The organism is Lentzea indica, from assembly GCF_012184385.1.
Taxonomy (GTDB): Bacteria; Actinomycetota; Actinomycetes; order Mycobacteriales; family Pseudonocardiaceae; genus Lentzea; species Lentzea indica.
Map to the genome: position 1 here is coordinate 1 of NZ_VSRL01000089.1, position 23,815 is coordinate 23,815.

The 23,815-nt window shown below is 67.9% G+C and carries 28 protein-coding genes, 1 tRNA gene and 1 pseudogene; 13 read left to right on the forward strand and 17 right to left on the reverse strand.

Annotated features, from left to right (window positions below; translation table 11 throughout):
- Positions 1-321 precede the first annotated feature (321 nt).
- Entirely contained in the window at positions 322-1,794 is a 1,473-nt protein-coding gene (locus FXN61_RS23780) for a CYTH and CHAD domain-containing protein (RefSeq protein WP_167976260.1), read from the reverse strand.
- A 153-nt stretch (positions 1,795-1,947) separates the two neighbouring features.
- Here FXN61_RS23780 and FXN61_RS23785 point away from each other — a divergent pair, with 153 nt between their 5' ends.
- From FXN61_RS23785 to FXN61_RS23795, 3 genes are read left to right on the forward strand one after another with little or no spacing between them, the layout of a single operon-like run.
- Entirely contained in the window at positions 1,948-2,757 is an 810-nt protein-coding gene (locus FXN61_RS23785) for a hypothetical protein (RefSeq protein WP_167976261.1), read from the forward strand.
- A 37-nt stretch (positions 2,758-2,794) separates the two neighbouring features.
- Complete coding sequence (locus tag FXN61_RS23790; protein ID WP_223165564.1) at positions 2,795-3,229, forward strand: SRPBCC family protein; 435 nt, start codon at positions 2,795-2,797, stop codon at positions 3,227-3,229.
- The gene (locus FXN61_RS23795) at positions 3,226-3,537 is read left to right on the forward strand and encodes an ArsR/SmtB family transcription factor (protein ID WP_167976263.1); all 312 of its coding nucleotides are present in this window, start codon (positions 3,226-3,228) and stop codon (positions 3,535-3,537) included. Before FXN61_RS23790 ends, FXN61_RS23795 begins: the two co-directional genes overlap by 4 nt.
- Here FXN61_RS23795 and FXN61_RS23800 read toward each other — a convergent pair.
- Entirely contained in the window at positions 3,515-5,056 is a 1,542-nt protein-coding gene (locus FXN61_RS23800) for an amidohydrolase (RefSeq protein ID WP_312877949.1), read from the reverse strand. The genes FXN61_RS23795 and FXN61_RS23800 overlap by 23 nt on opposite strands.
- Positions 5,053-6,303, reverse strand: a complete 1,251-nt coding sequence (locus FXN61_RS23805) for a lysine N(6)-hydroxylase/L-ornithine N(5)-oxygenase family protein (RefSeq protein WP_167976285.1) — start codon at positions 6,301-6,303, stop codon at positions 5,053-5,055. The genes FXN61_RS23800 and FXN61_RS23805 overlap by 4 nt, the downstream gene beginning before the upstream one ends.
- A gap of 105 nt (positions 6,304-6,408) precedes the next feature.
- On the opposite strand from FXN61_RS23805, the pseudogene FXN61_RS52540 reads away from it, so the two are divergent.
- The 3 genes and pseudogenes from FXN61_RS52540 to FXN61_RS23815 all read left to right on the forward strand — a co-directional run.
- Positions 6,409-6,842: pseudogene (locus FXN61_RS52540) on the forward strand (methionyl-tRNA formyltransferase); the annotation flags it as partial.
- 219 nt (positions 6,843-7,061) lie between these two features.
- Positions 7,062-7,346, forward strand: coding sequence for a hypothetical protein (locus FXN61_RS52545; protein ID WP_312877952.1), 285 nt, complete (start codon positions 7,062-7,064; stop codon positions 7,344-7,346).
- 72 nt (positions 7,347-7,418) lie between these two features.
- Positions 7,419-8,069 carry an HNH endonuclease family protein gene (locus tag FXN61_RS23815; RefSeq protein ID WP_167976264.1) on the forward strand — a complete coding sequence of 217 codons (651 nt, stop codon included), beginning with the start codon at positions 7,419-7,421 and terminating at the stop codon, positions 8,067-8,069.
- Here the strand turns inward: FXN61_RS23815 and FXN61_RS23820 are convergent.
- Together FXN61_RS23820 and FXN61_RS23825 are read right to left on the reverse strand one after the other, a co-directional pair.
- The gene (locus tag FXN61_RS23820) at positions 8,056-8,781 is read right to left on the reverse strand and encodes a class I SAM-dependent methyltransferase (RefSeq protein WP_167976265.1); all 726 of its coding nucleotides are present in this window, start codon (positions 8,779-8,781) and stop codon (positions 8,056-8,058) included. The two genes, FXN61_RS23815 and FXN61_RS23820, sit on opposite strands and share 14 nt — an antisense overlap.
- 176 nt (positions 8,782-8,957) lie before the next feature.
- The gene (locus FXN61_RS23825) at positions 8,958-9,638 is read right to left on the reverse strand and encodes a hypothetical protein (RefSeq protein WP_312877950.1); all 681 of its coding nucleotides are present in this window, start codon (positions 9,636-9,638) and stop codon (positions 8,958-8,960) included.
- Positions 9,639-9,923: 285 nt separating this feature from the next.
- Here FXN61_RS23825 and FXN61_RS23830 point away from each other — a divergent pair, with 285 nt between their 5' ends.
- On the forward strand, positions 9,924-10,181 hold the full coding sequence (locus tag FXN61_RS23830) for a hypothetical protein (protein ID WP_167976266.1): 258 nt from the start codon (positions 9,924-9,926) through the stop codon (positions 10,179-10,181).
- Here the strand turns inward: FXN61_RS23830 and FXN61_RS23835 are convergent.
- Both FXN61_RS23835 and FXN61_RS23840 read right to left on the reverse strand, forming a co-directional pair.
- The gene (locus tag FXN61_RS23835; RefSeq protein ID WP_167976267.1) at positions 10,178-10,447 is read right to left on the reverse strand and encodes a DUF2277 domain-containing protein; all 270 of its coding nucleotides are present in this window, start codon (positions 10,445-10,447) and stop codon (positions 10,178-10,180) included. The two genes, FXN61_RS23830 and FXN61_RS23835, sit on opposite strands and share 4 nt — an antisense overlap.
- Before the next feature lie 7 nt (positions 10,448-10,454).
- Positions 10,455-11,015 (reverse strand): helix-turn-helix domain-containing protein, encoded by a 561-nt coding sequence (locus tag FXN61_RS23840; RefSeq protein ID WP_167976268.1) that lies wholly within the window; start codon positions 11,013-11,015, stop codon positions 10,455-10,457.
- Between the two features lie 50 nt (positions 11,016-11,065).
- On the opposite strand from FXN61_RS23840, the gene FXN61_RS23845 reads away from it, so the two are divergent.
- Entirely contained in the window at positions 11,066-11,872 is an 807-nt protein-coding gene (locus FXN61_RS23845) for an NAD(P)/FAD-dependent oxidoreductase (protein ID WP_167976269.1), read from the forward strand.
- A gap of 6 nt (positions 11,873-11,878) precedes the next feature.
- On the opposite strand, the gene FXN61_RS50835 is transcribed toward FXN61_RS23845, so the two are convergent.
- A complete protein-coding gene (locus FXN61_RS50835; protein ID WP_223165565.1) occupies positions 11,879-12,865 on the reverse strand; it encodes a sensor histidine kinase in 987 nt (328 codons plus the stop codon).
- Positions 12,866-13,240: 375 nt separating this feature from the next.
- Between FXN61_RS50835 and FXN61_RS50840 the strand changes: the two genes are divergently transcribed.
- The gene (locus tag FXN61_RS50840) at positions 13,241-13,468 is read left to right on the forward strand and encodes a hypothetical protein (protein WP_223165566.1); all 228 of its coding nucleotides are present in this window, start codon (positions 13,241-13,243) and stop codon (positions 13,466-13,468) included.
- 142 nt (positions 13,469-13,610) lie between these two features.
- Here the strand turns inward: FXN61_RS50840 and FXN61_RS23855 are convergent, their stop codons facing one another.
- Positions 13,611-14,276 (reverse strand): response regulator, encoded by a 666-nt coding sequence (locus FXN61_RS23855; protein WP_167976270.1) that lies wholly within the window; start codon positions 14,274-14,276, stop codon positions 13,611-13,613.
- A 120-nt stretch (positions 14,277-14,396) separates the two neighbouring features.
- On the opposite strand from FXN61_RS23855, the gene FXN61_RS23860 reads away from it, so the two are divergent.
- A complete protein-coding gene (locus FXN61_RS23860) occupies positions 14,397-15,149 on the forward strand; it encodes a DUF3152 domain-containing protein (protein ID WP_246291925.1) in 753 nt (250 codons plus the stop codon).
- Here FXN61_RS23860 and FXN61_RS23865 read toward each other — a convergent pair.
- On the reverse strand, positions 15,097-15,747 hold the full coding sequence (locus FXN61_RS23865; protein WP_167976271.1) for a class I SAM-dependent methyltransferase: 651 nt from the start codon (positions 15,745-15,747) through the stop codon (positions 15,097-15,099). The two genes, FXN61_RS23860 and FXN61_RS23865, sit on opposite strands and share 53 nt — an antisense overlap.
- 71 nt (positions 15,748-15,818) lie before the next feature.
- On the opposite strand from FXN61_RS23865, the gene FXN61_RS23870 reads away from it, so the two are divergent.
- Entirely contained in the window at positions 15,819-16,385 is a 567-nt protein-coding gene (locus FXN61_RS23870; RefSeq protein ID WP_167976272.1) for a TetR/AcrR family transcriptional regulator, read from the forward strand.
- On the opposite strand, the gene FXN61_RS23875 is transcribed toward FXN61_RS23870, so the two are convergent.
- The gene (locus tag FXN61_RS23875) at positions 16,375-17,136 is read right to left on the reverse strand and encodes an AraC family transcriptional regulator (RefSeq protein ID WP_167976273.1); all 762 of its coding nucleotides are present in this window, start codon (positions 17,134-17,136) and stop codon (positions 16,375-16,377) included. The two genes, FXN61_RS23870 and FXN61_RS23875, sit on opposite strands and share 11 nt — an antisense overlap.
- A gap of 88 nt (positions 17,137-17,224) precedes the next feature.
- Between FXN61_RS23875 and FXN61_RS23880 the strand changes: the two genes are divergently transcribed.
- Complete coding sequence (locus tag FXN61_RS23880) at positions 17,225-18,028, forward strand: NmrA family NAD(P)-binding protein (RefSeq protein WP_167976274.1); 804 nt, start codon at positions 17,225-17,227, stop codon at positions 18,026-18,028.
- On the opposite strand, the gene FXN61_RS23885 is transcribed toward FXN61_RS23880, so the two are convergent.
- The 5 genes from FXN61_RS23885 to FXN61_RS23905 form a co-directional block, all read right to left on the reverse strand.
- A complete protein-coding gene (locus FXN61_RS23885) occupies positions 18,025-18,390 on the reverse strand; it encodes a hypothetical protein (protein WP_167976275.1) in 366 nt (121 codons plus the stop codon). The genes FXN61_RS23880 and FXN61_RS23885 overlap by 4 nt on opposite strands.
- A gap of 8 nt (positions 18,391-18,398) precedes the next feature.
- Positions 18,399-19,829 (reverse strand): alpha/beta hydrolase, encoded by a 1,431-nt coding sequence (locus tag FXN61_RS23890; protein WP_167976276.1) that lies wholly within the window; start codon positions 19,827-19,829, stop codon positions 18,399-18,401.
- Positions 19,830-19,882: 53 nt separating this feature from the next.
- Positions 19,883-20,641, reverse strand: coding sequence for a helix-turn-helix domain-containing protein (locus FXN61_RS23895; protein ID WP_188135408.1), 759 nt, complete (start codon positions 20,639-20,641; stop codon positions 19,883-19,885).
- Positions 20,642-20,793: 152 nt separating this feature from the next.
- Positions 20,794-20,866: transfer RNA gene (locus FXN61_RS23900), tRNA-Arg, on the reverse strand.
- Positions 20,867-20,993: 127 nt separating this feature from the next.
- Complete coding sequence (locus FXN61_RS23905; protein WP_167976277.1) at positions 20,994-22,073, reverse strand: LacI family DNA-binding transcriptional regulator; 1,080 nt, start codon at positions 22,071-22,073, stop codon at positions 20,994-20,996.
- A gap of 73 nt (positions 22,074-22,146) precedes the next feature.
- On the opposite strand from FXN61_RS23905, the gene FXN61_RS23910 reads away from it, so the two are divergent.
- A complete protein-coding gene (locus tag FXN61_RS23910) occupies positions 22,147-23,310 on the forward strand; it encodes an MFS transporter (protein WP_167976278.1) in 1,164 nt (387 codons plus the stop codon).
- On the opposite strand, the gene FXN61_RS23915 is transcribed toward FXN61_RS23910, so the two are convergent.
- Positions 23,288-23,806 carry a DUF3558 domain-containing protein gene (locus FXN61_RS23915; protein WP_167976279.1) on the reverse strand — a complete coding sequence of 173 codons (519 nt, stop codon included), beginning with the start codon at positions 23,804-23,806 and terminating at the stop codon, positions 23,288-23,290. The genes FXN61_RS23910 and FXN61_RS23915 overlap by 23 nt on opposite strands.
- Positions 23,807-23,815: the final 9 nt, after the last annotated feature.

The window sequence follows — 23,815 nt, forward strand, 5'->3', positions numbered from 1 at the left end:
GACCGTCTACATTCGACAAACGGTCACCGGACCCCCGCCGAAACACGCACGGCCCACGCCGCGTGAAAACCACGTGTCCGGCAAACGGGGACAACCCCACACCAGAGGCAGCCACACTCGGGATCTGGGGTCAAGTCGACGAAAAGCGTGTCGACTTGACCCCAGATCCCGAGCGCGGCAGGGCTTCGCCTGCGACTCGTGACGGGACCACCCCACCTGCTGGCTTTGTGAAGAGCTGCTCGGCTTCGCTATCGCCGCTCGCCTCCGGCGTCGCGAGATAGTCGTTGGCGGTGGCGCTGGAGTGCGTTGGTGGTGGTGGGGCTAGAGGTGTTCCTTGCTCAGCTTGCGCCACAGGGTGGGGAGGTCCGCCTCCGTTTTGTGGGCCAGCTCCACTTCCTTGCCGTAGAGCAGGCCGAAGGTGAAGCCGTTCTCGTCGCCGCGTCCCAGCTCCAGCAGTACGGGGCGGGCCACCACCGAGTCCTGGTGTTCGCCGAGGAGTGTTTGGACGTCCTTGGCGCGCTTGCGCAGCGTCTTGGCGTGCTTGCCGAGTGCTGGTTCGGTTACTTCTGCGCTGTAGCGGAGTCGTTTGGCGGCCTTGCGGGCCTCGTGCAGCGGTTCGTCGTTGTCCCTGGCGCCGAGAGCCGCTTCTACTCGGAGGTCCAGGCGGTGCCGTGCCTTTTCCACGAGCTTGGGCAGTACGTCCTTCGCCTTGCCGGACGCCAGCTTTGTCAGTGGGGGAGCGGCTAGCAGGGTGTCGATCGCGTTGAGCAGGGTGAAGTATCGCTGGCCGTTCAGTGCGGCTACGGAGTCCTTGTGCGCCTTGGCTTCCAGTGGTGCGAAGTGTCGCGTCAGGCGTGCGGCCACGTCGCCCAGGACTACCTCGGGAGGTAGCGCGTGCAGGCCGTCCTCGAAGCGTGCCCTGAGCACTTCCAGGTCTCGTGCGGTGCCGAGTTCTCCTGCCAGCCACTTGAGTTCGTCGGTCAGTTCGCGGGTTGAGTCGCGGTCGACGATTTTGCCGAAGGCTTGGAGGGCGGAACGCATGCGGCGGGTTGCCACTCGCATCTGGTGGACGGCGTCGTGCTCGTTGCGGCGGACGCGTGGGTCCTGGTTTTGCAACGCCGCGCGCTGTTCGTGGAGGTAGGCGAGGACTACTTCGCCTGCCGTCGACTTCTTGCCGATGGTGGGGATGGCGTCGCGCTTCACGCCGATCACCTGTGACAGCTTCGACTTGGACGACGACGGGTGGATGCCCGCCTCGCCGAGGTGCTGTTCCACGGTGTCGAGGAGTTTGCGGTCGCCGCTTTCGCCCAGTTCGACCTCGATCTCGCGCCACGACGTGGTGGTGGTCGAGGACCCCATGGTCTGGGCGGTCACGACGTCGTCGACCACCTCGGCCAGCAGTTCGCCGTTGCCGTTGGTGAGTTGCCAGCGGCGGCGGTTGGTGCGGATTTCGGCGATCGGGCCCAGGCCTGAGCCTCGGGTGTGGGCGCGGACCAGGGAGGAGAGGTCCTTCGGTGGTTGCTTCACCGCGCGGCCCAGTGGGACGCGCACTTCCTGGCGGGAGTCTTCGCCTGCCGGGAGTTTCAGGTGCCAGCCCTCGTCGTCGCCGCCCACTCGGCGGCGCAGCGTCACGCCGGCGCGCGCCAGGCGGTAGTCGTCGGTGTCGAAGTACGTGGCTTCCAGGTCGAACTCTTCCGGGCCGGTCGCGACACCGGTGATCTCTGTGAGGTCCGGCAGACTCGCGTCCGATGGTGCCTCGTACTTGCGCTCGGTCTCAGTAACTGAGGTCGCCATCTACTAGTAATACCTCGTTTTGCCGCAGTTCACCCAGCCTGGTGACGTTTGGTGAGGGGCCGTTGCCACGGCTGGGCGGAAAACCGTCCCCTAATGCGTGCAATCGTCGGTCACCCGCTTGGCGGGGTCCGTGGTGTCCGGTTCGCTGGTCGGGTGCCCACGGAGAAGGAACGGCTTGACGTTGTCGAGCCGCAGGTCGCCACACTGATCAGTCATGTCGGTCAGCTCGCGGCGGAGCTCGAGCGCGTCACGGCGAGATTGACGGTCCTGGAACGCAGGCTGTCCGGTGCCGGTGACGGACCGCTGGCCGATCTCGACGCGGTGGCGGGCGAGGTCGCGCCGCTGGTCGAGGCGCTGCGCAAGGCGTGGGACGCCGAGCAGGAGCTCCTCGCCGACCCCGCGAGGGTCGCGCTGCGTCAGGAGGTGCTCGAGTTCGACGGGCTCAAGGCTCGTCGCGACGAGGCACGGTCCAAGCTGGACGGTGGCAGGGTGCCGCGGTTCGAACGTGACGCGCTTTCGCACGAGGTCCGCCAGATGGAGTGGCTGATCAACGCGAACGAGGCGAGCGCGAAGCGGGCGGCCGAACGGCTGGAGGCCGACGAGGACGCCACCGGTGAGGAGTGGCGCACCGAGGCCGTGCTCGCGGGGGACAAGGCTCGGGGCGAGATCAAAGACGCGGCCGCGCGGCGGATCTCGGAGGCGCTCAGCCAGTACGCGCGCATGCCCGTGTGGTTCCGCGTCGGGCTCGGCGAGATTCCCACGCCGGACCCGTCGTTCTGGCTGGAGTCGGCGATCGCGGTGCTCGCGTACCGGCTGGAGTACGGGGTCACGGACGCGGTCACGCCGCTCGGCACGCCGCCGTCGGCGTCGTCGGGCTGTCAGAACTGGGTTCGCCGCGCGAACGTTCACGCGGAGATTACGGACAGGCTCACCACGCTGGCCGCCACGTTCCACCTGCAGTAGTCTTTCTGCAACCGTCGGGTTGCAGGAGGAGGTGGACGTGGACCGGATCGAACGCGATGTGCTGATCAACGCGTCGCAGCAGCGCGTCTGGAACGCGCTGACCTCGGCCGAGCATCTCGGCACCTGGTTCGGCGACGCGGGTGCGACGGTGTCCAGGCTCGAGCCCGGTGGCGAGGTCACGCTGACGTGGGCAGAGCACGGCACCGGCCGTGCGATCATCGAGAAGGTCGAGCCCGAGTCGTTCTTCTCGTGGCGCTGGTCGGGCCCGCTCGGGCCTGACCCGGTGCCCGGCAATGCGACGCTGGTCGAGTTCACGCTCACGCCGAAGGACGGCGGCACGTTGCTGCAGGTCGTGGAGAGCGGGTTCACGCAGCTCGACCTGCCGTCGGAGGACCAGGAGCGCTATGCCTCGGGGAACGTCGACGGCTGGGGCCACGAACTCGACGAGCTGCGGGAGTACCTGGAGAAGTGAGTCAGGTCGACGATGTGCTGGCCGCGCTCGCTGATCCGATGCGGCGCCGGGTGCTCGATCTCGTGGCCGCGAAGGGGCCGATCTCGGCGTCGGCGCTCGCGACCGAGCTGCCGGTGAGCCGGCAGGCGATCATGAAGCATCTGGCCGTGCTGGAGAAGGCCGAGCTGGTGGGCTCCGTTCGCGCCGGACGCGAGAACAACTTCTCCGTCCGGTCCGGCGCGCTGGACGCCACAGCCGCCTGGATGGCCTCGCTCGCTTCCCAGTGGGACCGCAGGCTCGCCGCGATCAAGAAGATCGCTGAGGCATGAGGTTCCCACCGACCATGGTGGCCAGCACGGGGATCTCCGCGATCGCGTCGCTGGTGCGCGGGTCGTCGCCGAGCACGACGAGGTCCGCGAGCTTGCCTGGTGTGAGGCTGCCCAGCACGTGCTCCTTGCGGCACGCGTAGGCGCTGCCGAGCGTGTACGCGCGGATCGCCTCCTCGACGGTGATCGCCTCGTCCGGCCCGACCTCCCGGCCACCGGATGACCGGCGCCGCACCATGAACTCGATGGCGCGCAAGGGAGCCCCGTCCGCGACCGGCCGGTCCGAGCTGCCCGCGACGGTGATCCCGTGGTCGAGGAACGACCGCCCGCGGTACATCCAGGGCGCCCGTTTCGGGCCCATGATCTCGCTGTAGTCGTCGCCGTAGGACCACAGGAACGTCGGCTGGACAACGGGAATCAGCCCAAGGGCCGCGATCCGTTCGAGCTGCTCCGGCCGGACGAGACCGCAGTGCTCGATCCGGTGCCTGGCGTCCGCGCGCGGACGTTGCCGTTGTGCTTCCGCCACCGCGTCCAGCGTGAAGTCGATCGCGCGGTCGCCGATCGCGTGGATCGCGAGCTGCCACCCGGCGTGGTGGCCGTCGATGATCGCCGCCAGCATGAACTCCTCGGTGTCGGCGAGCTGGCCGGTGTTCTCGCTTCCGGCGTAGGGCTCGGACAACGCGGCCGTGCGCGCGATCATGCCGCCGTCGGTCCAGAGCTTGAGCCCGCCGAGCGACAGCATGTCGTCGCCGAACCCGGTGCGCAGGCCGAGGTCGATCGCCCGCGTGATCCCGTCCGCGGGATCGGCGTCGACGGAGTGCAGCACGTGCGCGGACACCATGAGCTGCACGCGGATCGGCAGCTGTGCGCGTTGGTAGGCCGCGGCTTCCAGCGGGCTGCTCGCGATGAGCCCGGCACCGATGCCCGCCTCCGCGCACATCGTCACGCCCTCGGAAAGCACCTGCCGTGCGCTCTCGTGCAGCTCGGCGACGATCTCCTCGATCGAGTACGGCAGCCGCAACGTCCGCGCGGCCAGCTGCTCGTTCTCGGTCAGCCAGCCGTCGCTGGTGATGCCAGGAAGCTGTTTGAGCACCGCGGAGTTCACCACGCAGGCGTGCCCGGAGATGTCCGCCAGATAGAAGGGGCGTTCGCCGGTGACGAGGTCGAGATCGGCGGCGGTGAGCGGCCGGTCCATGATCCGCCGGTCGTAGCCGGACGCCTCGATCCAGCCCTCGCCCGGCGCGCCTGCCACCCGTTCCAGCACCTGGGCCACGGTGGTCAGCCCTGTCACGTCGATGGTCCGGCGCTGGCGGCCGTTCCACGCGAGATGCGTGTGGGCGTCGATGAAACCGGGCAGCACCACGGCGTTGCCGAGGTCTGTGGTCTCGGTGGCCGGCAGGTCCGCGACCTGCTCGTCCAGCCCGGCGATACGGCCCTGCCAGATGCCGATCGTGTGCGCGGCGGGACGTGCCGGGTCCATCGTGATGGCCCGGCAGCCCGTCAGCTTCAGGTCGAGTTTCACGCGGTCGCGAGGACCGGCACAGGAGTGTTGGTCAGCACGGACTCCAGGATCTCACCCGAACGCACCGCGACGTTGGACAGGAGCGACGACGTGATGCCGTGCGAGTGCTCGGTGCCACCCTGCAGGTAGATGCCGCCGCGCAACGAGGTCTGCACGCGGTAGTCGCGTCCCACGACCAGACGGCCCGCATCGTCACGTGCGCAGGTCTCGTCGAGCGAACCGAGGACGGGCGCGGCCTCGTCGTAGCCGGTCGCGAGCAGCACGAGATCGGTGTCGACGAACTCCTGCTCGCCGGTGACGAGCGACTGGATCACCGCACGGGCACCGTCCGCGGACTCCTCGACCGCGACGAGCCGGGTCATGTTCATCATCTTCAGGCGTTCTGTGCCGAGGACCTTCTCCTGGTACGCGGTGAGGTAGAGCTGCGCGATGAGGTCGACGTCCACCACCGAGTAGTTGGTGTTGCGGTGGTAGTCCATCAGCCGCTGCTTCACGGCGTCCGGTGCGTCGTAGTAGTGGTCGACGGCCTCGGGGTCGAAGATCCGGTTCGCGAACGAGCTGTCGTCCGCGGGGCTGTAGCCGTAGCGGGAGAACACCGAGCACACCTCGGCGCCGGGGAACTCGCGGTGCAGGTACGCCACGGCCTCAGCGGCGCTCTGGCCGGCGCCCACGACGACGCAGCGCTTCGGGTCCCGCAGCTCGCCGACGCGGTGCAGGAACTGGCTGTTGTGCCACACGCGGTCCGACAGCGCGATGCCCTCCGGCACGGTCGGGCGCAGCCCGGTGGCGAAGACCAGGTTGCGTGCGTGGTACACGTCACCAGTGGCCGTCGTCACCTCGAACAGGTCGTCCTGGATCGCTTCCACGCCAACGGCTTCGGTGTTGTAGGCGACCAGGTCGTCGACCTGCGCCGCGGCCCACTCGAAGTAGTCGTGGAACTCGACGCGCAACGGGAACAGGTTCTTGTGGTTGACGAAGTCGACGAGCCGGCCGCGGTCCTTGAGGTAGCAGAGGAACGAGAAGCCGCTGGTCGGGTTCCTCATGGTGACCAGGTCCTTGAGGAACGAGACCTGCATGGTGGCGTCGTCGAGCAGCATGCCCCGATGCCAGCCGAACGTCTGCTGACGTTCCAGGAACACCGCGGTGACAGGGGTTTCGGCCTGCTCGTTGTGCTCGGTCAGAGCGATGGCGAGCGCCAGGTTCGAGGGACCGAACCCGATGCCGACGATGTCGTAGATCGGATGCATGAGCACCTAACTTAGGGAAGCCTAAGCTACCTTGGCAAGCCGTCAGTTAGGTTAGCCTGACCGTATCGCACCGGAGTGAAGGAGGGCACCCCCATGAGGGTCGTCATGTTCGGGTTCCAGACCTGGGGTCACCGCACCCTGCAGGCACTTTTGGCGTCCGAGCACGAGGTCGTCCTGGTGGTGACCCACCCCAAGGGTGAGGGCGCGTACGAGAAGGTTTGGAGCGATTCCGTCGAGGACCTGGCACGCGAGCACGGCGTCGAGGTCGTCGTCCGCGAACGCCCGGAGGACCAGGAGCTGATCGACAAGCTCAAGGCCGCTGACCCCGACGTGATCGTCGCCTGCAACTGGCGGACCTGGATCCCGCCGCAGGTCTTCGCGCTGCCCAAGCACGGCACGTTGAACGTGCACGACTCGCTTCTGCCGAAGTACGCGGGCTTCTCGCCGTTGATCTGGGCGTTCTCAACGACGAGAAGGAAGTCGGCGTGACGGCGCACATGATGGACGACACCCTCGACGCCGGCGACATCGTGCTGCAGCGCTCGGTCCCGGTCGGCCCGCGCGACACGACGGCGGACCTGTTCTCCAAGACCCTCGAGCTCTTCGGCCCGATCACCGTCGACGGCCTCGCCGAGATCGCCTCCGGCCGCACCGACTTCGTGAAGCAGGACCGTTCACAGGCCTCGTTCTTCCACAAGCGCGCGGAGGAGGACCTGCGGATCGACTTCTCGTGGACCGCCGAGGAGCTCGACCGCCTGGTGCGCGCGCAGTGTGCGCCGTACCCGAGCGCGTTCTGCTTCCACCGCGGCCAGCGCCTGGAGATCATCGAGGCGGACGTGTCTTCCGAGGTCTACGGCGGCACTCCCGGCCGGATCTTCTACCGCGAGGGCGACGGCGTGGCGATCGTCGCGGGGGCAGAGGCCCGGCGGGGACGCAGCAAGGCGTTGCTGGTCAAGAAGGTTCGTACCGCCGATGGTACCGAGCTCAAGGCGCACGAGTACTTCAAGAACATGGGCGGGTACCTGACCTCGCGTCCCCAGTAGCCGAGCACCGCGCGACACGCTGATGGCGGGCCGGGTGACCGGCCCGTGATCAGCATGCCTGATCATGGGCGCATGAATCGAGCGGCGGTGACGTCACTGGTGGTCTTCGTGCTGCTCGTGGCGGTGGGCTGGTACGTGACGAACCTCCAGTCCTCCAAGGAGAATCCGCCCACCGCGCCGGCGCCCACCGGGTCAGCCCCTGCCGGTTCGTCCGATCTCGGCGCGGTGAAGATCGCGCCAGAGGCCAAGATGGCCGGCTACAGCCGCGACCGCTTCCCGCACTGGGCCTCGCAGGGAAACTCCTGTGACACCAGGGAGATCGTGCTGCAGCGCCAGGGCGCCGACGTGAAGTCGGACAAGGACTGCAAGGCCGTTTCCGGTACCTGGAACAGCCCTTACGACAACGTGGTGATCAAAGACGCCGGTGAGGTCGACATCGACCACATGGTGCCGCTGGCAGAAGCGTGGCGTTCCGGCGCGGACAAGTGGACCGACGACGAGCGCAAGGCGTTCGCCAACGACCTCGGTGGCATCCAGCTCATCGCGGTGACCGCGAAGAGCAACCGCGGCAAGGGGGACCAGGATCCGGCCAAGTGGAAGCCGCCGGTCGAGTCGTACTGGTGCACCTACGCCCAGCACTGGATCTCGGTGAAGATCACCTACAAGCTCACGGCCGACCAGGCCGAGCACGACGCGCTGGCTTCCATGCTCAAGGCGTGCTGATCACGGTCACGGTGATCGGCTCGGTGTAGGTGTCGGCACACAACGCCTTGCGGAGTTCCTCCCGGAACAGCGGACGATCCTGCGGTGACGGCAGGGTCTCCGGCGACATCGCGGAGAACAGGCTGCCTGCCAGCTCTTCGATCGTGTGCTCGTGGGTGTAGCCGACCGTCCACTCGTGCGGCGTGTACCCGGCTGCCTGCAGTGCGGTCGCATACCGTTGGCGCGCAACGGCATCGGTCCCGCAGCCGGCGGTCATCGGGCGGCCGAACCACTCTTCCAGCACCTTCCGGATCGCCGGGTGCTGGCGCCACAGCGGCGTCCCGTTCGCGATGATCGCGAACTTCGCCGTGTCCGCCTCGCGGAACAGCCGTTCGTGGTCCATCCAGTGCAGCGCCTGCCCGACCACGACCGCGTCGAACCGGCCGAGGCTCGGTACGTCCGCGTCCGACCCGATGCGCCACTCGACGTTCGGCAGCCTCGGCGCCCGCGCGAGCATGTCCGGTTCCGGGTCGACCGCGAGCACGCGCTCGACGTGCTTCGACAGCGGCACGGCGAGCTGGCCGGTACCGCAGCCGAGGTCGAGCACCCGGTGTCCGGAGGTGAGCCCGAGCCTCTGGACCAACGCGTCGATGACCAGCGGTGGATAGCCGGGGCGGAACTTCGCGTAGTAGTCGGCCACCTCGCCGCTGAAACCCAGTCCTGTCGTGCTCATGCCTTCGACTGTGTCCTGAACGAGTAGGCAGTAGCAACCGGCGATCCCACGAGGCGCCGGGGCGCCGATCCGGCGGACGACGCGGGCTGTGTCCTGAACGAGTAAACAGTAGAAACCGGCGATCCGGCGGACGACCGCGGCCCGACCCCCCCAGGCGGGCCGCGTCGACCGCTGCTCTAGACGGCTCGCACCGACTCGAACAGGCCGGACAGCTTCCAATGGGTCACGTACCCCATGGCCTCGGCCGCGATCAGCACGTCCAGCTTCCCGAGGTTCGTCCGCACGGGCATCTGGTAGGCCTTGCCGCGGCGCACGTCGAGCATCAACGGCGTGGCGTCCGGCAGCGTGTCGGAGATGGTGTGCTGCAGGATCCGCAGGCCGACGTTCGCCGCCTCCCTGGTCAGCGGCACCTCCTTGGTGTGCACGAGCACCGCGTAGGTCGACCCGTCCTTCTTGCGCAACCCCAGGTGCGGACGAACCTTCAAGGTCAGCTCACCGGCGCGGTAGGTGGCTGGGTCCACCGGCACCCCGGTCGCCTTGAACGACGCCAGCCAGGGCAGGAACCCGTCGGCGATCTCCTCGAACGCCCGCGGCTGCCCCGTCCGGTTGGCGTTCATGACCGCCTTCTTCAGCTCCAGTTCGGGCTCGGTCGAGTTGACCGCTCGTCGCATGGCGTCGCGGATCGGGTTGTAGAACCCGCACACCTTCGGGTCGTCGGTCAGGTACATCCCCCGCTGTTCCGACACGATGTTGATGCGTCCACGCTGGCCGCTCATGACGTACTCGGTGAACGACAGTGCGGTGACGCTGACGTTGTTGTCCGGCAACGCTTTCTCCCCTCGTACCGCTCTCTTCACCTGACGTTATCCGAGGGGTCTGACAATATCGGCGCTGCTCCAAACGGTGTAACGACTACGTAGCGTTGAACGACTGCCCCACTGAGCACCACTCAAAGTGGTGGTCTGGGCCTCAATCGGTAAACGGACTGTGACCGATCGGCAACTGATCACGCGGATGACCGTTCGTCTGCCGTTCGCCGACGCTCACGCAACGCTCACCGCACGACAGGCAGGAGTCACCCTCCGTAGAAGATCAACTCAGGAGAATGGGTTCATCAGGAGGAATCACGGCGAGGGAGCACGATGGCGGTCAAAGCGGAGCGTTCACCCGATAGCGCGGGTGACGTAGAGGTTCCGCAGCCGCGGCAGCCGACGAGGTGGCTGGTCCGCCCCGACCACTGGCCGCACGCGGTGCAGATGGCGGTCATCCTCGTCCTGATCGCCCTCCTGCTGTGGGCCATCGCCGTCACGCTGGGTCCTGACCAGGCGTTCATCGTCGGCTCCGCGGGCATCGCGGCCAAGCTCATCTGCATGTACCTCGACACCCGCGCCCGCAACTAACGCCCGTAGCGTTCCGCGGCCCTGGCTTTCGCCTTTGCGGCCTCGATCTCCCGGTCCTTCGGCGGCGCCGTCGTGACCAGCGCGTCGAGCAGTTCCTGCGTCGCCGCTGCCACGGCCGCGACCGCCTTGTCGAACGCGACCTGGTTCGCCGTCGACGGTTTCGCCGCCCCGCTCACCTTCCGCACGTACTGCAGCGCCGCGGCCTGCACCTCGTCAGGGGTCGCCGGCGGTTCGAAGTTGTGGAGCACCCGGATGTTTCGGCACATGCCTCCACTATGACCTGTTGGGCGGCGCCGCGCGGGTGTGGATGCGTTCTCCCTGCTTGCCGAACAGGCTGATGATCTCAGCGGGACGGCCGTCCGCGCTGCACAGCGCATGCGGCTGGCGGCAGTCGAACTCCGCCACCTCGCCCGCTCGCAGCACGACCTCCTTGTCGCCGAGCCGCAGCCGGATCCGCCCGCTCAGCACGTAGAACCACTCGTAGCCCTCGTGCACGCGCGGCTCGTGCAGCTCGGCGTCGGAGAGGATCATCTTCCACGCCTGCAGCGGCCCGATCGACCTGGTCAGCGGGACGCCGACGCGGCCGTGGTCGAGCTCGCGCGGCTTCATCGTGACGCGCGGATCGCCCACCTCCGGTGCTCCGACCAGGTCGTCCAACGACACCTTGTAGGTCCGCGACAACGGCAGCAGCAGCTCCAGCGTCGGCTTGCGCTGGTCGGTCTCCAGCCGGGACAGCGTCGACTTCGAGATGCCCGTCATCTCGGACAGCGTCGCCAGCGTCAGGTCGTGCTCGGCGCGCAAGGTGGCGAGCCGTTGCCCCACGGTTGTTGCCATAACGGCAACATACGTTGCCAAATCTGGACTGTCGACCGCACCCTCGAAGCATGAACTACGAAGTGGTGATCATCGGTGGGGGAGCGGCAGGACTGAGCGCCGCTCTGATGCTGACCAGGGCGCGCCGCAGCGTGCTCGTGGTCGACGGTGCCGAGCCGCGCAACAAGCCGGCCCCGCACATGCACAACTACCTCTCTCGCGACGGACTCTCGCCGTTGGACCTGCTCAAGCACGGTCGCGCCGAGGTCGAGGGCTACGGCGGAGAGATCGTCAACGACGAGGTCCGGGGCGTGAAGCCCCTCGATGACGGGTTCTCCGTGGAACTGTCCGGGCGCGTCGTCACGGCGAAGCGCCTGCTGTTCGCCACCGGACTGGTCGACGAGGTGCCGGACAACCTGCGCGACCGCTGGGGCCGTGACGTCTTCGGCTGCCCGTACTGCCACGGCTACGAGGTCCGCGACCAGAAGCTCGTCGTGTTCGGCGAGGAGATGAAGGTGGCGCTGGTCCGGCAGTGGTCTGGCGACGTCACGCACGTCCCGTCGGTCGACGGCATCGAGGTGGAGGACGACCGGCTGGTCGCGGTGATCTCCGGTTCGCAGCGCGTGCCGGCTGACGCGCTCGTCTACTCCGCGCCGGTCAAGCCGCGTGACGAGTTCCTGCTGGCGTTGGGCGCCGAGACCCAGGAAACGCCGTTCGGGTCGTTCGTGCGCACGGACGCGAAGGGGCGCACGAGCGTGCCGGGCGTCTACGCGGCGGGCAACGTCACGGACCCGGCGGCCATCGTGATCGTCGCTGCTGCGCAGGGCGCCCAGGCTGCAGGGATGATCAACGTGGACCTGCTCGGCCTTGCTGTCTGAGTTCGGTCACAGCGGCAGACTGATCCGGAACGTCGACCCCGCGCCGAGCGTGCTCGTCACCGACACCGTGCCGCCGTGCGCCTCCACCAGGTGCCGCGTGATCGCGAGCCCGAGCCCGCTGCCGCCCGTGCGGCGGCTGCGGGACTTGTCCGCGCGCCAGAACCTGTCGAACACGTGCGGCAGGTCGTCCGGTGCGATGCCGGTGCCCGTGTCGGTGACTTCGAGGATCGCGTTGTCCTGTTCCTGGAAGAGCTTCACGACGACCTCGCCCCCCGGCGGGGTGTAGCGGACGGCGTTCGCGACGAGATTGCCGAGCGCCTGCCGCAGCCGCACCGGGTCCGCGCTGATGTGCACCGGCGCGGTCTCCGCCCGCAACAGGATCTCGCGGTTCTGCTGGGCGTTGACGACTTGGTCCACGACGTCGTCGAGCGCTATCGGTTCGGGATGCAACCGGAGCGTGCCGGCGTCGGCCTGTGCCAGGTCGTGCAGGTCGTCCACGAGTCGTTGCAGCAGAAGGGATTCCTCCAGCAGCATGTCGATCAGGTGCGGGTCCGGCTCTGCCAGCCCGTCCTGCGTCGCCTCCAGCCAGCCGGTGATGTTCCCCAACGGTGTGCGCAGTTCGTGCGCGACATCGCTGACCATCGCCTGCCGCTGCCGTTCGGTCTCGGCGAGCTTCTCCGACATCGCGTTGAACGACTTGGCCAGCTCCCCGATCTCGCCCGCACCGCCGTCCACCCGTGCCGTCCGATCACCCTCGGCCGTGCGCTTGGTGGCGGCGGTGAGCGCGCGGATCGGCCGCACCAGCTGCGTCGCGGTGAGCCACGACGCGAACCCGGCGAGCGCGAGAATTCCCAGCGCCACCAGCGTGATCCGCGTGGTACCGGTGGTCGACAGGTCGATCGCCTGCGGTTCGCCCCCTGTCGGCTCGGTGACGAACAGGTGCGCGAACTGGGCCACGTACGGCCGCAACAGTTCCCTGCGCGCGCTGTCCATGCACTCCACCACCGCTGGTGTTGGCCAACGACGGCGAGGATCTCCCAGTCGAGCTGGATCCTGACGCCTTTCAGCCCTCGCGGCCAGTCAGCCTCGGACACGGGCAGCCGGTCCACGCACCCTTCGAAGAGTTGCCTGAGCTGCTCGTAGGCGGTCAGCTCGGTGTAGGTCATCTGGTAGAGCTGCTCACCCGCCGTGCAGTCGTCCCACACCGACAACCGGCCCGGCTCGTCGTTCTCGAGCCGCGGCCTGCGGTTGGGCGCCTCCACGAGGGTGATCCTGGTGTTGCACTGGAGTAGCCGATCGGCGTAGCCGCGCAGCTTCGCGTACTCCTCGTCGGTCAGCCGGAACGGCCCTGCCGCCCTCGGATCGATCTTGCTCGCGCCCGGCTTGAGCACCGAGTCGACGTTGAGCGGGTCGATCGACACCTTGGGATTGACGGGCAACGGCGGCGAGCTCGCATTTCCGGTGTCCAGCAACGTCTTGCCGTCACGGTCGGTCAACGCGAGACGCCGCTCGTGCCTGCGCCCCAGCGCGTCCACTTCGGACTTCGCCTCGGCCCAGCTCTTGTGCGTGGCCGCGAGCTTCAGCAGCTCGTCGTAGATCTCAGCGTCGGTCCTGAGCGCCTCGCCCTGCTCCTGCCGGATCGTGCCGGTGGTCGCCTGACTCGCGAGCCACGCCGTCACCGCGATCGAGCACGCCGCGATCACCATGGAGAACAGGAAGAACCGAACCAGCAGGCTTTTCATACGAGCTTGTATCCGATGCCGTAGACGGTCAGCAGTCGTTCCGGCCGGCGTGAGTCCTTCTCGATCTTGCGACGGAGCTTCATCATGTGCACGTCGACCGTCCGTGCGGTGATGAACCCGTCCTCCAGCAGCTGTTCGCGCGTGAACACCCGTTGCGGTTGTGCGGCCATCTTGGCCAGCAGCCGGAACTCCGCGGGCGTGAGGTTGATGAGCTCGTCCTTGATGCGCACCTCGTGCCGGATCGGGTCGACGGTGAGGTCGCCGACCTTGAGCACGGTGGCGTTGGTCTCGCGCGCACGGCCGCTGCGACGCAGAATCGTGCGCACTCGCGCGACCATCTGCCGCGGCCGGAACGGTTTGGTGATGTAGTCGTCCGCGCCCAGGTCGAACCCGAGCAGCACGTCGTCCTCAGTGGACCGTGCCGTGAGCAGCACGATCGGCACGTCCGACTCGGTTCTGATGGCGCGCATCACGTCGATGCCGTCGACCAGCGGCATCATCACGTCCAGCACCAGCAGGTCGGGGTTGCGGCGCCGCGTCTCGTCGATCGCCGCCCGCCCGTCGTGGACGACCACCACCGAGTGCCCGTCGTGCTCGAGGTACCGGCGAACGAGTTCCGCCTGGTGAACGTTGTCCTCGGCCACGAGGATGTGGGCACACACAGTCGCAGTATGCAGGTCTTCACGACAGTCAAGCGGGACGTAAACAGGTTCTTCATCAGTTCCGGCGAGCGTTGCTGTCATGAAGGTGCACCTGGTTCTGGGGCTGTCGCACTGACGGCGTTGTTGCTCACCACCACCCAGCTCGCAGGCGAAACGTCGCCCGCGGCCGCGCCGACCACGACACCGCCTGTCACGCCCTCGCCTTCGCCGGTGATGTCCTCGTCGACGCCACCGCCACCACCGCCGCGGGTGTACACGTCGAGCTCGGACCTGCCTGACGGCCCCGACTTCCCGGTGTCCGGCGCCGGAACGTTCCACGTGGTCCAGGGCTCGGGCCCGGTCGTGGGCACCGGCCCGTTGCGTACCTACGCCGTCGAGGTCGAGGACGGCATCACCGTCGACGAACAGGCCTTCGCGTCTTTCGTGGACGCCACCCTCGCCGACCCGCGCGGCTGGACCGCCCGCGGCGCCCGTTCGGTTCAGCGGGTGTCGGGTGTGGCATCGGTGCGCATCAGGCTGGCGTCCCAGCAGACCGCGCGTTCCGTGTGCGGCTACGAGATCCCGGTCGACGTCTCGTGCCGCAACGGCAACCTCGTCGTCCTGAGCGGCGCTCGCTGGTTCCGCGGCGCGGTCGCCCACCTGCCGGACCTGACCTCGTACCGGCAGTACATGGTCAACCACGAGACCGGCCACGCGTTCGGCCAGGGTCATCGCGCCTGCGAGGTGGCCGGTGGTCCGGCGCCGGTGATGATGCAGCAGACGTTCAGCGTGTCCAACGACGAGATCGTCCGCATCACCAACGGCGTGCCTCAGGGCGCGTTCATCCCGCAGGACGGGAAGGTGTGCAAGCCGAATCCGTGGCCGTATCCGTGATCTTCGTGGCCATGACCACGGTCGTGGTCTCACCCTCGATCGCGAACACCGGCTCCACCCGCTCGAACACCTTCCGGAGCTCCGTGACGACATCGGCGCCGCTGAACCCCGCGATCAACCGGTAGGCCGTGCGCAGGAACCTCGTCGTCCTGGTGTTCTTGGCCAGCCGCACGTCGAACACGAACAACCGGCCGCCCGGCTTGAGTGCGTCCGCCGCGTTGGCGATCGCCGCCGGCACGTCCGGCATCGCGCTGAACGCCCCGAGCGCCACCGCCGCGTCGAACTGCCCGGCGCCGTGGTCGGTGGTGCACGCGTCGGCCTGACGCACCTCGACGTTCGGCCACTCGGCTCGCTTCCTGGCGATCGCCACCATCCGCGGGCTGAAGTCCATCGCGACCACACGTCCTTGCGGCCCAACGGCTTCCACGAGCGCGGGGATCAACGCCCCGGTGCCGCACCCGATGTCGAGCACGGCGTCGCCGGGCCTCAGATCAAGCTTGTCGATCGCCAGTCTGTTCAGCGACCCGGAGAACCGGTCCAGCACGCGGTAGTAGGTGAGCGCGGCGAAGTCCCACAGCTGCATGACGTCCCCCTTCACGTATTGCAATGCGAACGCATCGTAAAACGGCCCGCGGGTAGGATGCAATGCGATTGCATTGGAGATGTCGCATGCCGAAGCAGGTCGACCACGACGAACGCCGGCGCCAGATCGGTGACGCCGTGTGCCGGGTGATCGCCGCGCGCGGCCTGGACGCCGTGAGCCTGCGCCACGTGGCCGCCGAGGCAGACGTGTCCATGGGTCGCGTCCAGCACTACTTCGCGACCAAGGACGAGATGCTGATGTTCGCGTTCGAGCTGATCAGCGAACGCGTCGCCGCACGCCTTGGCGCGGTTCATTCGGACGACCCGAGGACGTACCTGCGCGCGATCCTGTTCGAACTCCTGCCGTTGAGCCCCGCGGCCCGTGTGGAGGCCCCGGTGCTCGCGGCGTTCCTGGCGCAGGCCGTGGTCGAACCGCGTCTCGGTGAGCCGTTGCGCCAGGGCAACGGCGAGATGGTGGCATGGCTGGCGGGGATGATCAGCGCGGTGCGTCCCGGCGGTGATCCGGAGCGGGATGCGATGGGGCTGCTGGCGTTCGTCGACGGCCTGATGCTTCAGGTGCTGATCGGTCAGGTCTCGTCTTCAGCCGCGGAAGAGCTGGTGGACCACCAACTCGGGCTTGTGCTCACGCGCTAGCGGCACATCGGCTGCGGCACTCGCTCGGGCTGAACCCGTGCACCCGCTTGAACGCGGCACTGAACCCGAACGCGTCCGCGTACCCGACCTGCCGTGCCACCGCGGCCACCGTCACCGAGGACTCGGCCAGCAGGTCCGCCGCCACGCCCATCCGCCACTCGGTCAGATAGGTCAAGGGCGGCACCCCGACCAGCTTTGCGAACCGTCCGGCGAGCGTCGTGCGCGCCACACCGGCTTCCTTGGCCAGCAACGCAAGCGTCCACGCCTTTTCCGGCCGCGCGTGCATGGCCCGCAGCACCGGCCCGACGACCTCGTCCCCCAGAGCGGCCAGCCAGCCCGTCCCGTGCTCGCGGTCGAACCACTCCCGCAGCGCGCACACCATCAGCCAGTCGAGCAACCGATCCGTCACCACCCCAGGCCCAACAGTGCTCACGGACCCGTAAAACGCCGCACACTCGTCGTATCCAGGCGCCACCAGTGCGTCCGGCAACACGGCCGTCAGTCGGCGCGCCAGTGCTCCCTTGACGTCGTAGGTCCCGCTGATCACCGTGGCCTGCCCTTGCGCGGCAACGGATCCCTGCACCACCACGATGTCTCCTGCCCGAGCCGTCTCGCCCAGGACGCTGATCTCGCCCGACACGACCGCGTACAACGTGAGCCCTGACAACACCTCCGTCCCGGCCAACTCGGTCCGGCGCACCCCAGCCCCATCCGCGCGCACCCCGCGCAGCAGTTCGTCGAACGGCTCCATGCCTCCACGATACGGCCGGAACGATCGAACATCATCGATGGACTTTCGCCCATGTTCGATGGTGCCTCAGACGGGTTGGCTGGGGGCCATGACACAAGAGATCCTGGTCCTGGGCGCCACCGGCAAGACAGGCCGTCGCGTGGTCCGCGCCCTCGAATCCGCCGGTGCGAAGGTCCGTGCGGCCTCCCGTTCCCACGGCTTCGACTGGAACGACGAATCCACCTGGAAACCGGTCCTGCACGGCGTCACCGCCGCCTACGTGATCGCGCCGGAAGACCCGGCTTTGGCCGCACCGTTCGTAGAACTGGCCAAGGCGTCCGGAGTTCGGCGGCTGGTCCAGCTCTCCGGCAGGGGCCTCGACGAGACACCTGACGAGTTCTTCCAGGGCATGCGCGCCACCGAGGAAGCCCTGCGTGCCAGTGAGCTGTCCTGGACCATCCTGCGCGCCAACAACTTCAACCAGAACTTCTCCGAGGACGTCTGGCAGGCCGAGATCCAGGCTGGCCGCCTGTCCCTCCCCGTCGACGACACCCCGGAACCGTTCGTGGACGTCCAGGACATCGCCGAGGTGGCCGCCCTCGTCCTGACCTCCGGTGGACACGACGGCCAGACCTACAACCTCACCGGTCCGGAAGCCATCACCTTCACGGCGGCTGTGGAGAAGATCTCCGCGGCGGCCGGCCGGCCTGTCGAACTGGTCGGGATCACACCGGACGAGTACCGCGAAACCCTGCTCTCCCAAGGCGTTCCCGAGGAAGTGGCCGCCGAGCTGAACGGGATGTTCGAAGGCATGCGCAACGGTCTGATGGCCACCCCGACCGACGACGTCAGCCGCCTGCTGGGCCGCCCGGCCACCAGCTTCGACACCTACGTGGCGAACACCAGGTTCTAACGCCGCGGCAGCAACAGGTGCACGGCGAACCCGGCCGCCGTGGCCATCACCGCCTGGTAGACGACCGAAAGCTGGTACTGCGACGCCACGAGAAACGCCGCGTCCAGCCCGGTCGTCCACCAGCCGGCCAACTCGCCGAGCCCCACCACGTGCCACCCGAAGAACCCCGCGCACCACCCGGCAACCGCCCAGGCAGCCCGCCCGCCCCGCCGTACGAAGAGCGCTGTGGAGACCGCGGCGACCGCGTTGAAGGCGAGAGCGATTCCGGTGAGCGTCGCATCAGGACTCCACACCAGGCCGGCCAGCGTCTGCACCACGAGAACGACGATGACCAGCCCGATGCCCAACCGCGTCTTGTCCACGCGGCAGATTATTCAGCCGCGCACCTGAGGTCGTGCGCCGGCCGCTTCCCGTCGAGCAGGAACGACGTCACCGCGCCGTTCAGGCACTTGTTCGGAGCGAGCACGTACGCACCGTGGCCACCCTGGTCGGCACTCACCATCACCGCCCGCTTGCCCAGCGCCCGCCGCATGTCCTGCGCGCCGGTGAGTGGCGTCGCGGGATCGCGGTCGTTCTGCGCGATCATGACGTTGGCCGGACCGCGGTCACCCACGCTGATCGGCCGCTCTTCGGGATCGGGCCAGAACGCGCACGGCTGGATGTTCGCCGCCGCAGCGCCGAACATCGGGTAGCGAACCCGGTCGATGGCGACGTTGCGCTGGTACGTGCTGACCGAAGTCGGCCAGCGCGAGTCGTTGCACACCGTGTAGAGGCGGCTGGAGATCGCGTTGTCCGGGTCCGGCGCCGGCTCCTCCTCCGGCAGCGGCTTGCCGGTGTCGAGCGCCTGCCAGTACTCGGCCAGCGTGGGAAAAGTCCTGTCGCCGTAGATGAAGGCGAACGTGAGGAACCGGAACATCGGGCCGTCGATGCCCGGCACCGGCTTCTGATCCAGCCGCGCGGCCAGGTCGAAGAACTTGTCCCTCACCTGCTGAGGCGTCGTGCCGAGCCCGTACTCGGGCCGCGCGGCCACCCACTTCGCGAAGTCGGGGAACCGGTCCTCCACGCCCCGGCCGAACCCGCGCCCGCCCTCGACGTCCCAGCCCTTCGCGGGCAGGCTGCTGTCGAGCACGACCCGATCAGTCCGGTTGGGGAACAACGTCGCGTACACCGCGCCCAGATGCGTGCCGTAGGAGTAGCCGAGGAACGACGCCTTGGGCTCCTTGAGCGCCTGCCGAATCTGGTCCATGTCCCGCGCGGCGTTCGCGGTGCTGACGTGAGGCAGCATCCACGCCGTCCTCGAGGTGGCGCACTGGTTGGCGATCTTGCGCGACTCCTCGGCCCACTTCGTGACGTCGGCCTGTGTCACCGCGTACGGCGGGACGTTGCCCTTGAGCTTCTGCTCTTGGGTGAGATCACACGTGACCGGCGTGCTGTTCCCGACCCCGCGCGGATCGATGCCGATCACGTCGTAGGCGTCCTGCACGTCCTGAGGCAGGCCAAGTGCCTTGAGCGCGAACGGAAACGTCATGCCCTCGCCACCGGGCCCACCCGGATTGGTCAGCAGCACGCCACGCCGTTTCTCCGGCTTCTTGCTGGCCAGCCGCGATATCGAGATCTCGATCTTCTGCCCCTTCGGCTTCGCGTGATCCAGCGGCACCTTCACCGTGCCGCACTCCAGTCCGAGCGGCGCGACGTTGGCAGGACACGCGCCCCAAGTGACAGTGCTCTCCGGCTCTGCCGCACTAGCCACCCCCGGCACCACGAGCGCTGCCACCACGGCAGCGACAACCATCTTTTGCATTTGCGAATACCCTCCCCGACGGCGCGCTCTGGTCACGCGCCACTTCACTTGACCTACTTCGGATTCATCCGAACCAGGACGTCTATCTGGGCAGCGTTGTAGAGATCGACCAACGCCCGAACCGTCGCCTCGATCGCGTAATCAGCCCCACGCGGCGCGTCCGCGTACACGCTCTCCGGAAAGATGGCCTGCATCTCCTGCACGATCCGCAGCCCGCGCATGCGCTCTGCCAAGCTCTGCCGCGTCGGTTCATCCGCGTCGGCAGGCAGGTTGTCGAACTCCACGATCACGGGATCCTGCACATAACCCTTCAGCGACTCCGTGTACCGGACCATCGTCTCCGGCGCGAGAACCTGCGCCAGCACAACGGAGAACGCCCGGTCGGCGGGCGAAAGCTCAGCGTCGGCAATCGCTCTGCCCACGCTAGGCGGCAGATCGGTAGGCGCCGCCTGCTTGAGGATCACGGAGAGCTCGGCCCGGACGCGCTGAAGCCGCTCGATCGTGCCGGCCAGCTCCGCGTCCAGCACCCGCAACGCGTGCTCGGGATGCTCATCGGCGTCACCGAGCTCAGCGATCTGCGTCAGCGACAGCCCCAAATCGGTCAGCCGCTTGATGCGCAACACGCGCACAAGATGCTGGACGCCGTAGCTCTTGTACCCGTTCGCGCGCCGCTCGGGCTCTTCCAACAGGCCGACGTCGTGGTAGTGCCGGATCGTGCGCAACGTCGTGCCGGCGAGGTCGGCCAGCTGGCGAGTGCTCCACCCCACGACGTTCCCCTCGTTCCACTCGACGTTGCGTCTAGTGGAAACCATGCCGCTACGGCACGGTCAAGCCGAGCGTGGATCGCCGTTGTGCAGCCATGAACCTGGGGTCCGGCTGGTTTCTGGGGCTCTGCCCCGAAAAGACTCGAGGGGTGAAGCCAGGTCCGCGATTTCCGCAGACACACCTCACCCCTCGACACGAGCGCCCCCGGCAGGATTCGAACCTGCGACCTCGGGATTAGAAGTCCCTCGCTCTCTCCACTGAGCTACGGAGGCTTGAGGAGACCAGGCGGCCACGAAGTGTGGTCACCGGTGCCCCCACCGGACACATCGTCCGGAGTCGATCGACCGTTTCCGCCCTACGTCCAAACGGGTGACGAAAACAGTCTAAACGTGATGTGAATCACGCGCGTGGGGCCGTTGAGGCTCTCTCCACGAGGGAAACGTCGAGTCTCGTTGGCCGCGGTGGTCTGCCGCCGGCCAGTAACTTCAACGCCAGTTCGCCGGCGCGGCGGCCCTTGTCGGCCAGGGGCTGACGCACCGTAGTCAGTGGTGGGTCGCTGTAGGCGGCCTCGGGGACGTCGTCGAAGCCGACGACGGAAACGTCCCGGGGGACGGTCAAGTTCAGATCGCGGGCCGCTTGAAGGGCGCCGAACGCCAGTTGGTCCGACGCGCACAGCAGAGCGCTCGGGCGTGGCGTGCGGGTGAGCAACCACCGCGCGCCGAGACGTCCGAGCTCGCGATCACTGCCGCGCGCCTCCCACACCGGAACATTGTCCGGTTTCACCCCGGCTTTTTCCAAAGTGTCGAGGTAGCCGCCCAGCCGGTCTCGGCTCACGCGGAACGGCACGGCCGAACGGCGCTGGGGGGAAGCCGGTCCGGATACTCCGTCCGGGTGCAGTGCGAACGTCAGCACCGCGCACCGAGAGTGTCCGAGGCTGAGCAGGAAAGACGCGGCGAGCGAGGCGCCGACGTAGTCCTGCACCTCGACCCGTGCCGAACCGGGCAGTACCGGTTGGTCGATCACCACCAGAGGGAGCCCGCGGGCGGCGACCGCCTCCAGGGCCGGTGCGGAGTCCGGCAGCGAGTAAGCCACCATCACGTCCGCTTGTGCGCGCGCCACGATCGAGGGACGCGGGCCGCCGGTGGCGTCGCCCGGCATCAGGACCAGGCTGTGGTCGTGGCCGTCGACGGTCGAGGCCAGGCCGTCGAGCACGATCGAGAGCGCCGGATCCGAGAACGCGCCGGACAGCCCCTGCGGCAGCATGAAACCCACGGCCGCGGACGAGCGGGTGGCCAGTGATCGTGCGACCGGGTCAGGGCCCGCGTAGCCGAGCGAGCGGGCCGTTTCGAGGATGCGTTCGCGCAACGACGACGAGAGCTGGTCTGGCCGGTTGTACGCGTTCGACACCGTTGCCCTGGAAACCCCGACCGCGGCGGCGACGGTGTCCAGCGTCGGCCTGCGTCGGCGATCGGAGTCCACGGTCAGCATCGTATGCGAGAGATCGGCCCCAAACCGCTGGCGTGGCTGAAGCGCTTCAGTCATGCTGGAGCGCATGTCTCCACGCCTGGCCACGTTCGTCGTCTTCCTGTTGAACGGCGCCGTCTTCGGCACTTGGGCGGCTCGCGTGCCCGCGCTCGCCGCGCAGATCGGCGCGGAGGTGGGCAGTCTTGGCCTGGCGTTGCTCGGGGCGAGTGTCGGTCTGGCCGTCACGGCGCCCCTGGCGGCACGGATCTGCGCGGTTCACGGGTCGCGTGGAGTGCTGATAGCGAGCAGCCTCCTCAGTCCGTTGCTTCTGCCCGTGCTCGCACTCTCGCAGTCACCGCTGCAGTTCGGCCTGACGCTGATCGCACTGGGCGCGAGCGTCGCCGCGATGGACGTGTCGATGAACGTCGCCGCAGTCGTCGTCGTCCGCGATCTGCAACGGTCGTTGATGCCGCAGTTCCACGCGGGCTTCAGCTTCGGCGGTCTCATCGGGTCGTTGGGCAGCGCCGCCGCCGCTCAGGCGCACTGGACACCCATGAAGCACTTCCTTCTGGCAGCACTAATCGGCCTCATCGTCACCGCGCTCATCGCGAAGAAGATCCCCGGAGGAGTAGGGGAGCGCCATAGGGAGGAAGTCGCCGAACGCGCCAACGTGCTCAAGAGCCCGGTCCTCTGGCTGTTGGCGAGCGTCGCGCTGTGCAGTGCTATCGCGGAAGGGGCGGCGGCGGACTGGACAGCGTTGTTCATGGTGCGTGAACGAGGAATGGGTGACGCAGCCGGTGCATACGCCTATGCGGGCTTCTCCATCACGATGGCGCTCGCACGGTGGTTCGGCGAACCGATCCAACGCACGCTCGGCCCGCACCGCCTTCTCGCTGCGGGTGGTGGCCTTGCCGCAACGGGACTGGCAACAGCCGTCCTCATCCCCCTGCCGGCAGCCGGCTACATCGGGTTCGGGCTGGCCGGTCTCGGGCTCGCGTTCTCGTTCCCGGTGGTGATGGACCTCGCGAGTGAGACCGGCAAACGTGCGGACGGCAGCGGTGGCGAACGTGAGCTGGGGCTTGTGACGACGATCGCCTACACGGGGTTCCTCGCGGGCCCGCCGATCGTGGGCGGGCTCGCGCACGTCAGCTCGCTCGTGGTGTCGCTCGGGTTCGTGGCGCTGGTCACCGCGCTGATCATCCCGGCGACGTGGCTGGCCAGGCGGGCCGCTAGGCAGTCGGCATCCGTTTGAGGGCTTCCCTGCCGATCGGCTCCAGTGCGTCACGTGCCTTGGTCTCGGTGACTCCGCCGCTCATGCCGATGGCGACCATCAGCGACTCGTTGCGCGTCACGGCGATGGTGGCCGTGCACACCATGTCCTTCTCCTGCTGGCCGCAGCTGAGCCACGTGGCGTGCTTGCCGGTCTCGACCTCGCGGCCCTTCTTCTGGATGTTCTTCGAGTCGTCGAACGACCGGTAGGGGACCGCCACCAGCACGTACGCGTTCTCTTTAAGCGTGAAGAGGCACGAGTTCGGCATCTCGGCGCGTGGCACGGGCTGGAACTTGAGCGTCCCGATCGGTTTGAGGTCCTTCTCCGTGACGAGGCCGCACGGGTCGACGCCCGTGGTCTTGCGCGGCGTCGCGATGGCGAGCGGTGGCAGCGGCGCCGCGACGGGCTCGCCCTGGATGCGGTACGAGCAGCCGGACACCGCGAGCACGGTGAGCAGGAGGAGGAGAGAACGTCTCACACGGCGCAA

Coding starts and splice junctions, on each gene's coding strand:
- FXN61_RS23845 (WP_167976269.1), top strand. CDS start 11,066: ATGAACTACGAAGTGGTGATCATCGGTGGGGGAGCGGCAGGACTGAGC.
- FXN61_RS23835 (WP_167976267.1), bottom strand. CDS start 10,447: ATGTGCCGAAACATCCGGGTGCTCCACAACTTCGAACCGCCGGCGACC.
- FXN61_RS23870 (WP_167976272.1), top strand. CDS start 15,819: ATGCCGAAGCAGGTCGACCACGACGAACGCCGGCGCCAGATCGGTGAC.
- FXN61_RS23910 (WP_167976278.1), top strand. CDS start 22,147: ATGTCTCCACGCCTGGCCACGTTCGTCGTCTTCCTGTTGAACGGCGCC.
- FXN61_RS23895 (WP_188135408.1), bottom strand. CDS start 20,641: ATGGTTTCCACTAGACGCAACGTCGAGTGGAACGAGGGGAACGTCGTG.
- FXN61_RS23830 (WP_167976266.1), top strand. CDS start 9,924: ATGGCGGTCAAAGCGGAGCGTTCACCCGATAGCGCGGGTGACGTAGAG.
- FXN61_RS23815 (WP_167976264.1), top strand. CDS start 7,419: ATGAATCGAGCGGCGGTGACGTCACTGGTGGTCTTCGTGCTGCTCGTG.
- FXN61_RS23820 (WP_167976265.1), bottom strand. CDS start 8,781: ATGAGCACGACAGGACTGGGTTTCAGCGGCGAGGTGGCCGACTACTAC.
- FXN61_RS23875 (WP_167976273.1), bottom strand. CDS start 17,136: ATGGAGCCGTTCGACGAACTGCTGCGCGGGGTGCGCGCGGATGGGGCT.
- FXN61_RS50835 (WP_223165565.1), bottom strand. CDS start 12,865: ATGGACAGCGCGCGCAGGGAACTGTTGCGGCCGTACGTGGCCCAGTTC.
- FXN61_RS23805 (WP_167976285.1), bottom strand. CDS start 6,303: ATGCATCCGATCTACGACATCGTCGGCATCGGGTTCGGTCCCTCGAAC.
- FXN61_RS23840 (WP_167976268.1), bottom strand. CDS start 11,015: ATGGCAACAACCGTGGGGCAACGGCTCGCCACCTTGCGCGCCGAGCAC.
- FXN61_RS23880 (WP_167976274.1), top strand. CDS start 17,225: ATGACACAAGAGATCCTGGTCCTGGGCGCCACCGGCAAGACAGGCCGT.
- FXN61_RS23780 (WP_167976260.1), bottom strand. CDS start 1,794: ATGGCGACCTCAGTTACTGAGACCGAGCGCAAGTACGAGGCACCATCG.
- FXN61_RS23890 (WP_167976276.1), bottom strand. CDS start 19,829: ATGCAAAAGATGGTTGTCGCTGCCGTGGTGGCAGCGCTCGTGGTGCCG.